Annotated in this window: 10 protein-coding genes and 1 tRNA gene; 6 read left to right on the forward strand and 5 right to left on the reverse strand. The window is 41.0% G+C overall.

What is annotated here, in order from left to right; translation table 11 throughout:
• Nucleotides 1–346: 346 nt before the first annotated feature.
• From betT to betB, 3 genes are all read right to left on the reverse strand, one after another.
• A complete protein-coding gene (gene betT, locus ACZ2XM_RS10090; RefSeq protein WP_490588670.1) occupies nt 347–2,353 on the reverse strand; it encodes a choline BCCT transporter BetT in 2,007 nt (668 codons plus the stop codon).
• Between the two features lie 208 nt (nt 2,354–2,561).
• The gene (betA, locus tag ACZ2XM_RS10095; protein WP_490588671.1) at nt 2,562–4,256 is read right to left on the reverse strand and encodes a choline dehydrogenase; all 1,695 of its coding nucleotides are present in this window, start codon (nt 4,254–4,256) and stop codon (nt 2,562–2,564) included.
• A gap of 125 nt (nt 4,257–4,381) precedes the next feature.
• A complete protein-coding gene (gene betB / locus ACZ2XM_RS10100) occupies nt 4,382–5,857 on the reverse strand; it encodes a betaine-aldehyde dehydrogenase (RefSeq protein WP_490588807.1) in 1,476 nt (491 codons plus the stop codon).
• 44 nt (nt 5,858–5,901) lie between these two features.
• Between betB and ACZ2XM_RS10105 the strand changes: the two genes are divergently transcribed.
• The 6 genes from ACZ2XM_RS10105 (at nt 5,902) to ACZ2XM_RS10130 (ending at nt 12,415) form a co-directional block, all read left to right on the forward strand.
• Complete coding sequence (locus ACZ2XM_RS10105) at nt 5,902–6,057, forward strand: hypothetical protein (protein WP_490588672.1); 156 nt, start codon at nt 5,902–5,904, stop codon at nt 6,055–6,057.
• 579 nt (nt 6,058–6,636) lie between these two features.
• Nucleotides 6,637–6,713, forward strand: a tRNA-Val gene (locus ACZ2XM_RS10110).
• Nucleotides 6,714–7,007: 294 nt separating this feature from the next.
• The gene (locus tag ACZ2XM_RS10115) at nt 7,008–7,316 is read left to right on the forward strand and encodes a hypothetical protein (protein ID WP_490588673.1); all 309 of its coding nucleotides are present in this window, start codon (nt 7,008–7,010) and stop codon (nt 7,314–7,316) included.
• A gap of 195 nt (nt 7,317–7,511) precedes the next feature.
• Nucleotides 7,512–8,570, forward strand: a complete 1,059-nt coding sequence (locus ACZ2XM_RS10120) for a DNA/RNA helicase domain-containing protein (protein ID WP_490588674.1) — start codon at nt 7,512–7,514, stop codon at nt 8,568–8,570.
• A 7-nt stretch (nt 8,571–8,577) separates the two neighbouring features.
• Nucleotides 8,578–10,959: a hypothetical protein gene (locus ACZ2XM_RS10125; protein WP_490588675.1), complete on the forward strand. Its 2,382-nt coding sequence runs from the start codon at nt 8,578–8,580 to the stop codon at nt 10,957–10,959.
• Nucleotides 10,949–12,415: a hypothetical protein gene (locus tag ACZ2XM_RS10130; protein ID WP_490588676.1), complete on the forward strand. Its 1,467-nt coding sequence runs from the start codon at nt 10,949–10,951 to the stop codon at nt 12,413–12,415. Before ACZ2XM_RS10125 ends, ACZ2XM_RS10130 begins: the two co-directional genes overlap by 11 nt.
• A 62-nt stretch (nt 12,416–12,477) precedes the next feature.
• Here ACZ2XM_RS10130 and ACZ2XM_RS10135 read toward each other — a convergent pair whose 3' ends face one another.
• Together ACZ2XM_RS10135 and ACZ2XM_RS10140 are read right to left on the reverse strand one after the other, a co-directional pair.
• Nucleotides 12,478–12,954, reverse strand: coding sequence for a hypothetical protein (locus tag ACZ2XM_RS10135; RefSeq protein ID WP_490588677.1), 477 nt, complete (start codon nt 12,952–12,954; stop codon nt 12,478–12,480).
• Nucleotides 12,955–13,126: 172 nt separating this feature from the next.
• Nucleotides 13,127–14,131 carry a hypothetical protein gene (locus ACZ2XM_RS10140; protein WP_490588678.1) on the reverse strand — a complete coding sequence of 335 codons (1,005 nt, stop codon included), beginning with the start codon at nt 14,129–14,131 and terminating at the stop codon, nt 13,127–13,129.
• Nucleotides 14,132–14,143 lie beyond the last annotated feature (12 nt).

The following is a 14,143-nucleotide window of genomic DNA, read 5'->3' on the forward strand; positions in this document are numbered from 1 at the left end:
TAGCCAGAGACAGTTCACCAGATACCACTAGCAATAAATACTGTCTTGATAATGAAAGTAAAATAGCAATTAAGGGGTGGGTCGCCTATTGCGCCAAAGCTGTATAAAAGTGGGTTTTGCTACTCCTAATGAGGCAGAGAGTAATAGTCTGAAGGCGGTGGTTAAGCGTGCTATAGAGGTATTGTTAGACAACTTTTTTAAGGAAGGGTTTTTAGGTAAGTGGTTTTAGGTAGGTTTTTAGGCAGTTATTTAAGTAGATATTTTTTATTCACCCATAAAAAAGCGGCAAGGTAAGTTACCCTGCCGCCGGTTTAGTTTGGACTGTATGCCACTTTAAAAGATTAGCTTAACGGCCTAAATGCAGATACTGCATATGACGCTCATACTGATTGAGGATATCGACCAGCACTTGCTCTTTGGTATAGCCCACTAAATCATACTCTTGTGAGCCATCACGTAAGAATACTTCAGCGCGGTAGTAGTAATCCGAATCTTTGATAGTGGTTTTGAGCGTGAAGTTCGGACGCGGTGCTTTGACCAAATACACATCATAGATAAAGTCATCTTCGCTACCATGCCCCACGTGTAGGCTTAAACCTTCGAGCTGATCAGCACTGGCTTCATGCGCGATAACGGTTGCGGTTAGACCACCAGCGGTCAGTTCAGCCGTGACATCTTGCATAGCCGGCAACACAGAAGCTTGCATAAAGCGGCGCACTTGCTTGCCATCGGGGAAGCTGACGATACGTTGCAAGCGAGCTTTCCAGTTTTTACCACTGTTCAACACGTTGGCGGTATCGACGGTGCTGGCTTTGCGGTATTGCCCTTCTTCTTTGAGCGACTTCCACATAGACACCATGTAGAGTACTAAGATGATGGAGAAAGGCAGACCGGCGATGACCGAGACCGACTGTAGCGAGCTAAAGCCACCGGCAAATAATAGGCCTAAGGTGATAAGACCGGTAGCGGCTGCCCAAAATAAACGCAACCAAACGGGTGCATCGGCATCGTTCGATAGACCACGGCTGCTCAGGTTAGCCAGTACTAAAGCGCCTGAATCCGCAGAGGTGATAAAGAAGACAAGTCCAATTACCACGCCTGCGAGCGATAAAATGTCGCTATACGGGTAGTATTCGAATAAGGCAAACATGCCCATCGCCGCGTCATTGACCGCGACTTCACCTAAAGCCGTCGCACCATTGGCGACTAGGTCAATAGCCGAGTTACCAAAGATAGAGAACCAAGCAAAGATAAAGCCGAGCGGGATAAACATCACGCCGAAGACGAACTCACGGAGGGTACGGCCACGGCTAATCCGGGCAATAAATAGACCCACAAACGGTGCCCAAGCTACCCACCATGCCCAGAAGAATACGGTCCACCAAGATTTCCATTCAGCGCCAGACTCGCCGTCATAAGCGTAAACATCAAAAGTTTTGGCGACTAACGTATCAAAATAAACCCCGATATTCTGGGTAAAAGTATTCAGCAAATAGACAGTATTGCCCATCACTAAAATAGCTACCAGCAATAAAATCGCGGATAGCATGTTGAATTCGGAGAGACGACGGACGCCTTTTTCTACCCCGGTCATTGCCGATATGGCCGCAGCAACGACGACAAACACGATGATTAAGGTTTGTACCATCTTGCTCGATTCGATGCCAAACACATGGGTCAGACCAGCGTTGGCTTGCAGTACGCCAATACCCAGACTGGTGGCAATCCCCATCAGCGTACAGACGACGCCAAAGGTATCGACGCTATCACCCAGCCAGCCTTTAATCAGCCGCTCACCAAAGATAGGCGTCAAGGCGGAGCGTAAAGCTAGAGGCATATTTTTGCGGTAAGCGAAGTAGGCGAGCGCCATACCGATAAGGGCGTAAATACCCCAACCATGTAAGCCCCAATGTAAAAAGGCTTGCGGGACGGCAGCACGCATGGCTTCAGCGCTGGCAGGATCTAGCCCCGAATGTGGGGTCAGGTAGTGCATTAGCGGCTCGGACGCGCCAAAGAACAACAAGTCAATACCGATACCGGCAGAGAACAGCATTGCGGCCCAGGCTAAAAAGGGGAACTGGGCTTTTTCGTGGTCTTGCCCCAGTTTGATATCGCCATAGCGGGAGAAACCCACAAATAAAGAAAAAATGCTGTAGGCGGCGATCACCAGCATGTAATACCAGCCAAAATTATCAGAGACCCAACGCATTGCGGTACCCAATAAGGTCTCGCTATAGGTGGGGAAGGCTATGGTCCAAATAATCAAAAGTATCGAAATTATGGCCGCGCCGGCAAACACTGTTTTATTTAACGTCAGTGGTTGGACAGCGGGGCCAGAGCTCGGGCTTTGCATGTAGTATCCTCGAGATAGCATTCCAGTAATGGAAGAAATAGTTATGGTCAATAATTGCGATAAGAAACTCAAAAGCTAGCTTAGGATTAATTTGACCCGGCTAGCTCCAAGCGTCTAGGTTGAGTGTAGCCATCACGGCTAGGGGTGGATTAAGGGTGAGGGTGAGTGAGGGTTGAGCTTGCTATTAAACTAAGCCGTAGCTATTAAACTAAGCCTTATAAAGTCGCATAGGCTCACCGCGGAGTGGCATACCATTAGCAACAAAATAGTCCGCCGTCGAGCGAGGCAATTGTCTACCGCGCATCTTATCAACGATTTTTTCTGCCAACATAATGGTAGTGGCATTCAAGTTACCGCTGATGATATTTGGCATGATAGAAGCGTCGACTACCCGCAAGCCATCAATACCGTGCACCAAACCTTCGCCGTTGACGACCGCCTCGTTGTGCTCGCCCATCGCACAAGTACACGAAGGGTGGTAAGCGGTCTCGCCATGTTCGCGTACGTATTCATCGAGCTGAGCGTCCGTGACCAAGTCTTCGGTCGGTGACAACGCGCGACCACGATAAGGGTCTAGCGCCGGCTGATGGATAATCTCACGGGTGATGCGTATGGCAGCGCGGAATTCTTGCCAGTCTTGCTCATGCGACATATAGTTAAATAAGATGCTGGGATGGGCGTTCGGATCGCGCGAGGTCAGTTTTACACGACCACGGCTCGGTGAGCGTAATGAGCCCACGTGAGCTTGGAAGCTGTGCGCATCGCTAGCATTACGACCGTCATAACGTACCGCTAATGGCAAGAAGTGATACTGGATATTAGGGTGGGTAAACTTCTCATCGGTACGGATAAAGCCACCAGCTTCAAAATGGTTGGTCGCGCCCAAACCTGTACCTCTAAACAGCCACTCGGCACCGATAGGTGGCTTATTCCACCATTTGTTCGCAGGGGCAATAGAGACCGGCTGGAGACACTCGTACTGCATATATAACTCAAGATGGTCTTGCAGATTATTACCGACCCCTGGCAGGTCCAGCACTTCCGTAATGCCCAAATCTTTGAGCCATTGACCGGGGCCAATCCCTGAGCGCTGCAACAACTGCGGTGAGGCAATCGCACCCGAAGAGACTATGACTTCACGCGAGGCATGGAAGTGTTTGGTCTGACCTTCATGCTCGACTTTCACGCCAACCGCTCGTTTCCCATCAAACAGAATCACGTCCGTCAGCGCACCCGTCAAAATGGTGATATTGCTACGTGGCTTAGCGCGATCAAGATAACCGCGAGCCGTAGAGGCGCGGCGCCCATTCGGCGTAACAAAGCGATCCATTGGACCAAAGCCTTCTTGCTGATAGCCGTTAAGATCGTCAGTACGCGGATAACCGGCTTGCACGCCCGCTTCAATCATGGCTTCAAATAATGGATTGACCCCAGGTTTGGAAGTGGTCATTTCGACCGGACCGCCGACCCCGTGGTAATCGTTTTCACCGGCATCGCAGTTTTCTGACTTTCTAAAGTAGGGCAGGCAATCCAAATAGGTCCAGTCCTGCAAGCCATCAAGCTTTGCCCAATCGTCAAAGTCCAAGGCGTTACCCCGGATATAGCACATGCCATTAATCAGAGAGGAGCCGCCCAAGCCTTTACCACGGCCACAGTCGAGGACGCGATTGTTCATATAAGGTTCGGGATCGGTTTTATACCCCCAATTATAGGTGGTACCTTGCAGTGGCATGGCAAGCGCTGCCGGCATCTGCGTGCGGAAATCGAGACGATGATCGGGGCGCCCGGCCTCGAGCAGTAATACTTTGATACTGGCATCTTCGGTCAGACGGGTAGCGAGCACGTTGCCTGCAGAGCCTGCTCCGACGATGATATAGTCAAACTCTTTGGTCGTCGTTGACATAAAATTCCTTAATTTCTAATTTATTCGTATTCTCTTTATTGCATTCGTTCATTGGGAAGGCTCAGGCTTAAAAAGTTAAGCAACAGCCCACCAAGCCTGTCTAGTTGGCTAACCCATAAGCTGATTTAAAATACTGATTCAAACTTTCCCAATTCCACTTGGATAGATTTAGTTTGGGTATAGTGCTTTAGGGTCTGCATGCCATTTTCGCGGCCTACACCCGAGTGCTTATAGCCACCAACAGGCATTTGCGCTGCCGACTCACCCCAAGTGTTTAACCAGCAGATACCGGCTTCAATTTGGGCGATGACACGATGCGCACGGGTCAAGTCAGCGGTTACTACCCCGGCCGCCAAACCATATTCAGTAGCATTAGCGCGCTCAATCACTTCTTCTTCGCTTTCGTAGGTCAAGATAGACATGACCGGGCCAAAGATTTCTTCGCGGACGATGGTCATCTCATCGCTACAATCGGTAAACACGGTTGGCGCGACATAAGCACCATCGGCCAATTCGCCTGTAGTTACGCGCTCGCCACCGCACAATAAGCGTGCACCGCCGGCCTTACCTTGCTCGATATAATCGAGGACACGTTGCATATGTGGGAAGCTCACTAACGGTCCCATCGTGACGCTCTCATCCATCGGGTCACCTAATTTGATACGAGCTACCCGCGCAACAATGGCTTGTTCAAAGTCTGCTTGCATGGCTTTAGGAATGAACACGCGCGTGCCATTGGTACAGACCTGACCGCTGCTATAAAAGTTTGCCATCATAGCGATATCCGCAGCGGTATCGATATTGGCGTCTTCAAAAATAATCAGCGGAGACTTACCGCCCAACTCCATCGTGACGTCCTTCAGTGAAGAGGTCGCTGCCCCTGACATAACCTTTTTGCCCGTAGGTACGCCGCCCGTAAAGGATACTTTGGCAATATCCGGATGCTGCGTTAGTGCTGAGCCCACTTCATGGTTTCCTTGCACGACGTTAAAGACGCCATCGGGTAGACCGGCTTCGCTAAAGATTTCAGCGAGTTTCAATGCGGTCAACGGTGTGACCTCAGAAGGTTTAAAAATCATAGCGTTACCAGCAGCTAGCGCAGGAGCAGCCTTCCACATGGCAATCTGAATCGGATAATTCCAAGCCCCAATGCCGGCGACCACACCCAAGGGCTCTTCACGCGTATAGACGAAGCTGGTCTCGCGTAGAGGAATCTGGCGACCTTCAATCGTGGTGGCCAGTCCCGCGTAATATTCAATGACGTCAGCACCGGTCACGATATCCACATATTTAGTCTCAGAGACGCCTTTACCGGTATCCTGCGTCTCGAGTAGCGCCAACTCATCGTTGCGCTCGCGCAGTATCTCAACTGCCTTGAGTAGGATACGGCTACGCTCAACGGGCGTCATCGCTGCCCAAATCTTCTGACCTTGTTGTGCCACTTTTACCGTAGTATCAATCTGCTCACTAGTGGTTTGTTGAATCGTAGCGAGTACTTGCCCGGTAGCTGGATTGACGGTCTCAAACGTGGTCAATGCTGGGTCAACAGGTAAATAGCTGCCGTTAATATAAGCGGTCTGGGTCTGCGTGAAATCTGGCATAGTCGTAGGGTTGGTAATAGTAGACGTGGTCATAAAGATTCCTCGTGGCAATTATTGAAGTAGCCGTTATTAAAGTGGCAATTAGCAAAGAGATAGATCATAAAACTATAGGAAATAAAAAAGTAAGTGTGTGTGGCTCTAACGATGCCGCGACTATGATGCGAAGAACCCACTCTGCACTAAAAAACCCAAATTCATAAAAACCGATACGCATCACGCTATAAACCCTCAGGACGCACTTCAGCGTCAAAGGCCTATCCATGGCTTCTGTAGTAGGGCAATTACCCAATATATAAAAAGGTCGAGTTAGTGTGATGCCGTCAGGCAAGAGGGGGTTTAATCGGAGGCGCTAAAAAGGGTCAGAGCCTAAGCGCAAATAGAGGTAGAGCGGCTGGACAAAGCGAGGCGGCTAAGCTACTGGCTGTACTCGACCCTGCACTGATAGCAAGTCGAGAGTATGATGGAGACGCGATAAGGTCTGTCATAAGTAAGCCGTTAATCATAGGATATAAAGTAGATACCAAGTTCGTCATAATCGTTGGTCAACAAACTGTCCAATCGATAGAGAATAAAATCAAGACCTTATACTATCACTTTTGCCTAATTTAGTAAAATTAGCTGATTTTGATGTTACTATTTAAAATTCTCAACCTAGTGTGTTTACGGCCTCTAGCAAGGCTTGAAACTTACACTAATCCCTTCTGGATAAAGAAAAATTAAAGTTTTTGCAAAAAGGTCTTGCATAACGCCAAAAAGTTGATAGAATACTCGACCTCAATAGGCGTATAGCTCAGTTGGTTAGAGCGCCACCTTGACATGGTGGAGGTCGCTAGTTCGAATCTAGTTACGCCTACCAAAATTTGAAAATCCTCATTCATTAGAATGGGGATTTTTTTTGCTTAAAATTCAGTGAGATAACGATAATCTTGCCGTGTAATGCTCGCCATTCAAAGCGCTTAACTGCTATTCTTACTATAAAATACGGGCTGATATTATGCCCGTCTTTGATAATTCCCGATTTATTTTGTCCGCTATTTACGCCGGAATTACGCCAAATTACTTCAGGCCTTCTAGGTCATACAAATACTAACTCTCTTAGAACTCTCGTAAGTTGAGTGAAGTGTATAACTAAAAAAATAAGATATTCAAAATGAGAATATATGAAATTTATGGGACTTTGCTTGATTTAACCAGTTGTAAAGAAGAATTAGAGTTGCTGTGTTCTTTAAAGTTTGAGGAACGTGAGAGCTCTTACCATAGGTTGTATTATATTTGCAGAGAAAAATATAATGGTGACAACTATCAGATTTTTGAAAATATTGATTTGCTCGATAATGAGGCATTAGAAGAAAGTGATTACCCTGTGGTGTCATATATTAATAATATAAAGTCCGATAAGAATAAAATTGTTGCAAAGTCAAAATATTTTTTCTTAATTTCCAGGGAAATGCTATTGTAAATAGGAAAGATAAAATGAACACTTCTATTCTTATAGAAAAGATGACAGAATTACTTCGGGACTTTAGGTGATTGTCTCATCGTAGCTTGCTAATTCTACAAGGAAAGCTACAACCTTTTTGGCAACAACAAATCCAAAAAAATAAAAAGCAGATTAATCTAAAAATTAATTTAACATTTAGAGTGGTACGGTAGAATGGCTTATTATTTCACATTACCAAGATATACTGACCTATCTCCTGAGCAGCAATTTGCTATAGGTCAAATTGAGCCATTAGCTTTGTCTGGTGGTCCAGGAACAGGCAAAAGTGTTGTTTGCATTTGGAGACATCTTAGAAACTATGATACTAATTCGAAAAAAAGCTTATTGCTTACGTATACCAAAACATTAGAGTACTACTTAGAGTACTCTGCTGGGGAAAGTAACCCAGAAGCAAAAAGTAGAGTTGATAGGGTCTATTGGTGGTCATCAGGTAATTCTGAGAAAAATGCTCTACAAGAGTATGATGAAATAATTATCGATGAAGCTCAGGATATTCCGGCGGATACTCTTCGTAAGATACTTGGATATGCAAAAACTTTGTCTTATGGTGCAGATAAAAGACAGAGCTTGTATTTAGATGATGAGGAGCTTAATGAGCTATATACAGAGCTTGAGAGTAATCCTAAAACTGCGAATAATCATGTAGTGAATTTAACAAAGAATTATAGGAACTCGCGAGAATTATTGGAATTTATAAGGTCAGCCTTTCGTGAAGTTTTAATTCCTAGAAATGTATTAGAAGATGCTAAAGTAACAGGTCGTAAACCTATCGTACATACGAAGTTAGCGGCAGAAGCTAGAAGTGTAACCGACAGGACTAAAATGCAAATTGACGATATTGCTAAGATAATAAAATACTTTCATAGTCCTACGCATAATATTGCTATATTTGTACCCTATGCCAATCAAATTGATAAGTATTATTATGGAATAAAGGAAGTGCTAACAGATGATATAGGAGTTTCTAGATACTATAATACCTTAAAAGATATTGAAGGTATGGACGATGTTCATATAACGACCTATAAGTCATCAAAGGGTACGGAGTTTGATACAGTAATTATCCCAGAGTTTGATTATGTATGTACTACAAATACGCCGAGGTCTGACTATTATGTTGCATTTACCCGTGCTAAGTTAAATCTTTTTTTATTATGTAATGGTGACTTCCCACCTTACTTTGATGTTAATACCGTTTTAATAGAAGAGTAATAACCTAATGAATACTCAAAAATTTTATATTCCAATTAGCAGAAACAAGTTAGCTCATTTTTTCGGCAGGGGAGTCATCGTACCAAGTAAATATCTAGAGAACTGTCAGAAAGATATTCAAAATAGGTTCGATGATTATATTCTTTTTTCTAAATCTAAATTCACCACAGAAACAGACTGTTGCATCGAAGTTGTGTTAGATGCAGAAGAGTTAAAAAAAGTAGAATCTATATCTGAAAGTTTTTCAATTTTTGATAGACCGTTAGCAATATCGAGAGTGACCGCTATATATTTCCGCAATGAAGAGGAGCGTGATAATACTATCTATAGTGTTACTAAAAACAATGGAGATGCTTTTATACCAACAAGGCTACAGCATATAGCGAATGAAGAGCGTTTAGATACAGCAGAGCTAGACGGGGGTAAATGTGAACCTAACTCTAAGGATTGGTCTGAGGATTTAAACAGATTTGATCAACTTATGGGTGGGCTCTCTCTATTAAAGCTTTGCTCCAAAGAGGATGGTGTATATCCGTCTGGATACTATGCAACTTTAGCAAACTTGAATAAACTATTTTTGCCAGAGTCAGAAGATTATAAATTTAATGGAATATTTAAAGAAAAGGAAATAGATCCTAATTATTTGAAACTATTTAGAGAGCTTGTATATTCAGAGCTTGACAAGAATAAAGTCAAAGAATTTGCTGAAAAAGAAGTAGGGGTTGAAGTTAAAGAGCAATATGGAGATATAGTTCTAGAAAATATAAATAATAAGTCTTTGCGTATATTAGTAATTATAGCTACTTATGGTGCATTTGGCTCAACTAAAAAAGTTGATGAGTTTATCTATAGCTTTTATCAAAGCACACTGAATGTGAAGTCATTAGAGCAGGAGGTAGCTCTTTGCTTTGGAATTAATAAAGGTTACTCAACTTTCAATAACCAATATAGTATTTCAGATTTACATATAAGGATTAAGTTCAAGCTAGAGAATGAGTCGGATTACCATATTATAGAAAGCATCTATCAAAATGTTTTCTATGATAAAGAAGAGTTTGATTCTTCAAGTATTGTTGAGCATCAGAAAAGTATATTAGATGAATATTATGATCCTGTGACTGGAGATATCATAGGTTATGACTTAATGGTTAAGAAAAAATCCAGAATTGGCTTCTTCGAATTATCAAAGATATCTTCTCAAAAATATTCAATGGATGAGAGTAATACTAAACTCAATAAAAATATTGTTAAGGTAGCTTCATTTGTAACTAATCTGTTAAAAGTGAGTGTAAATAGTATTAACTATAAAATTATTGAGCTTAAGGAGAATTACGAACAACTAGGTAGCCAGTTCTCTAAATTGAAAGAAAAAATAGAGTCAAATTACTTATCTAAGTCGGAAATTCAAAATGAATATGTTTCTAAAGCTGAAACGGCTAACTTAGAGCAGTTCATAAACCAGAAGGTTGTCAGTTTAGAGGGTCGATTCAATCAAGATATCGAACGTACTGATAAAGAGTTGGCTAAGTCTGAAGAAAGTTTAGCAGAACTACGGTCAGATCTACAAAGTGAATATGCTTCTAAAACTGAAACGGCTAACCTGGAAAAATTTATAAACCAAAAGGTGGTCAGTTTAGAGGGGCAATTAAATCAAAATATCGAACGTGCTGATAAAGAATTAGCTAGGTCTGAGGAAGTTTTAACAGGACTACAGTTAGAGCTACAAAGTAAATATGCTTCTAAAGCTGAAACGGCTGACTTGGAAAAGTTTATAAACCAAAAAGTGGTCAGTTTAGAGGGTCAATTAAATCAAAATATCGAACGTACTGATAAAGAATTAGCTAAGTCTGAAGAAAGTTTAGCTAGCTTAAAATCAGAAGTTCAAAATAACTACGTATCTAAAGAAGATCTGAAGCAAATCATAGAATCTAGCTATCTACATAGAGATGAGGTGGATAACTTGATAAAGCTGAGGACAGAAGAGATTTCAAAATCAGTAGGTGATTTAAAAGCGCAGTTAGAGGTGTCAATAGAGCTTAATGATAAGCAAGAAAAAACTAATAATGCTCTAAATACTAAAATCGATGATTTAGAGGAAAGACTTAATAGCTTAGAGCAAAAGTTAGTTCAGCCTATAATGTCTAAAACATCTAATGTTCAGTTAAAGAACAAGATTAGCGGGAGGTCCGAAAGCGAGACAGGCGATCTTTTTGATGATGATGCTGAGCCATTAAATGAAGAAAGAGTTACAGAACTGACTAAGCTAAAACGAGATGAACTGAATGAAATAGCTGAAACTTATGGGTTGTTACATACTACTTATCGGACCAAGTCTGATATAGCTGCTGCTATTGCTTATTGGGAAGCCAGCAACGACCATGATAATTAATAGATTAAATAATAACTCAGGTAATGAGTATGAGCTTCAGGCATTTATTGAACAGAACTCGATCGAAATCTATGACAGTCTCATCGTTGAGTCTCACGAAAGGTTGGTTAACGAACGTCAAGCATTTGAAAGATTTATATTATCAAAATATAGAGTCTTTCAGCTGCTTGACTATACTAACCAAAAAAATAAGAGCTTTTTATATGCCCTTTTGAGTGTTTCTGAAAGACTAGGTATGCACTCTCAGTTTGAACAGCTGTATTTTTTGGCAAAAAGAAAGAATGTTGAGCTAACAGATAGGTTAGAGGCAGCATCAGTATTTTTGATGAATGTTATTGAGGTCAATGACTATTCAAATCGTATAGACAGGGTTTTATCATTACTAGTTAGTAGTTATGAAGAGCAAGACGACAGTCTAAATGAAGTATTAGCCACACTGCTACATTTTTATCTAGAGGTTTATAGGAATTTTGCTGATTATAACTATCAGGCTGTGCATAACTTCTCAAATCTATTACTGAGCAGATTAAATCAAGAAAATTACAAAGTTCTTGACACTTCTGAAATTCAGAGTTTATTAGGCGCTAGCTTTCTAGATTATAATTCAGGCTATAGTCGAATAGTAAGTGCTTTAGACACTTATCTAGACGTAACATTCTCTTCCGAAGATTTTAATCATTCTAACTTCTTAATTGAAACTGGAACAAATTATGCTAAAGCGTTAGAAAATACTGATACAAATTTTTCAAGCTTATACGACTTAGTTTATGAGCTTTATAGTGCTATAAAAGACGACGATATATTTAGGTCATTAGAAAGAGGGGTTAAGGTTCTTACATACGAAGAACAGCTTTTAGCCTATATCTATAGTTACGGAAGAATGCATTTTGCTAAATTACAGGCGGCTTTACAGTGCATTGATAAGTTCGATTCTAGTAATATCGAGGTGATAGATTGGGGGTGTGGCCAAGCGCTTGCAACAATTAGTCTGCTTGAAGATATTAGAGACAGAACTCAGTATCTAATTGTAAATTCAGTGATCCTTATAGAGCCTTCAGAAATAGCTCTTAAAAGAGCGGCGTTGCATACTAGAAAGTTTGATGCAAGGACAAGAATTAGAACGGTTAATAAGGATTTAGACTCTGTTAGAGGAGAAGATTTATTTAATGAAACGAAGAGCTTAAAGGTTCACCTTTTCTCTAATATTTTAGATGTAGACTTATTTTCGATGTCAAAACTTATAGATAATATTAAATCAGTGTTCAAAGGGGATAGCATTTTTATATGTGTCAGCCCATATATAAATGAATACAAAACTCAGAGACTTGATGATTTTGTTGAGGCTTTCAAAGAATATCCCTCATTCCAGCTTATTGAAAAACAAAATCAAAAAGCTGGTGAATGGGAGAGTAAATGGACTAGAGTGGTTCGAGTGTTTAGTGTAACGATTAATTAATTAATTAAGTAATTGTAAGGTGAGTAAAGTTTTTAATGGGATTTATACATTAATTTTATAACTTATGTATAGTTAAATAATAGAGCTGTATATGCAATAAATATAGTGATTAAAATCATATCAGATCTATAGCTGCTTATCTTCTTGTTTATTATGTCAAATCTGCTTTCCGAATCTGTAAAGTTATTGCTTGTACTAGATGTTAGGTCCTCTTTATTCGCTATAAGTCTAAAACGTCTAAAATTAATAAAAATTAGCCAGACTAAGAAAACACCCATCAAATAGCCTCTGTAAGCTGTTAGCTCTTCTATAAAGTTAGGTTTCATTTTTATTATGAACGCTAGTACTAAAGGAATAAGTAGGCCTGAGTAGATTAAGCCAAATGCTATATCTATAAATAAGTTTTTTATATCAGGTCTATCTTGAAGGGAATGTCCTAACATATGCAGTATTAATGGGCCTAAAAGCAGGGTTGATACAATTAATGCCATGACCGTAATGGTTATTAAAAAAACATGGTTTAGATAAAAATCTATCATAGGTATGCATCTTATAATATTCGACTATATTAGCAATGTTTAATCAATATTAAACTGGAATGAGAAAAGGATAAATATTTTTAGCTAAAGACTCTAGTATTTAAGTTAAAAAGAAGCCCGTTACTTATTTAACGAGCTTCAAGGCTAGAGCTTTATAATAAGTTGAAGTTTACTACCAATCACCATCGTTAACTTGATTTTCTTTTATCTTGATGGTTTTTGTTGTTGAAAGGGATTGGTTGTCGTTCATTTCCTCTCCATTTTTATCTAACCATTTTGAAGCTACCCCTTTAAGTGATGATAAAATATTACCCGCTTTTAGCGTTGGTGATTCACTATAGTAGTTAAACCAAGGTAATCCTGCTTCTTCGTAGTCTTGGGCAGTAAAGGGTTCTGTAGGTGGCTTGTTATTAGTGATGTTTTGCCACTGTTCAGAGTTAACCAATTGAACGAAGCAGCGGCTAAAAGCCTCTGTGTCATAATCCCTTATATTGTGTGAGTCGTTATATATTTCCTGTTCAATACGACCTCCGGGAGATATGCCCATACTTAATGTGTCATGATAAAAATCATACATCAAGCTAGGTGCTTGTGAGAATGATATGCTTGATAGTGGATTGTTTTTCTCTTCTAAAATCTTTTCATAGCTATCAATTTTCATCGGATAGACAATAATTTGTATTCCACCAAATTCAGCCTGACCTGTTATTTGTTCTTCAGCACTAAATCCTTGTCCCAGAGGCATTGCAACAAACTGTCTAACTATATTGTCAGATGTATGAAATCCATCTAACCAAGGTTGCTTAGGTATGGCCAAGTAATCCTGAGGGTTTGTCCCTAATGAGTTATTCCACTGTTTACCAGTAACAGCATTGATCTTACCTGCTGCTACTTTAATAGCAAAAGGATATTTTTTAGGACTTTCAAAATATAGCCACATAGCCTCTGATTGATACATCGGCATCATAACCCCACCGTATTTTTGCCATGCTTGTGGTGTGTTATGTAAATAATCTTCAGTGTGAACGAGAGGGAACTTACCTAACCCAGGGGGAAGAGGGTACACCTTATTGTCATCGGGAAGACGTAATGTTCGTCTAAAGTCGATTTCGCAAATAGCATCTGGGTGGACTTCTGGGAATGAAAAAATAAGCTTATTACCATCAAGAGTTAACATATTCCTCTCCTG

Source organism: Psychrobacter sp. CoH-33_TS_01, from assembly GCF_058189395.1.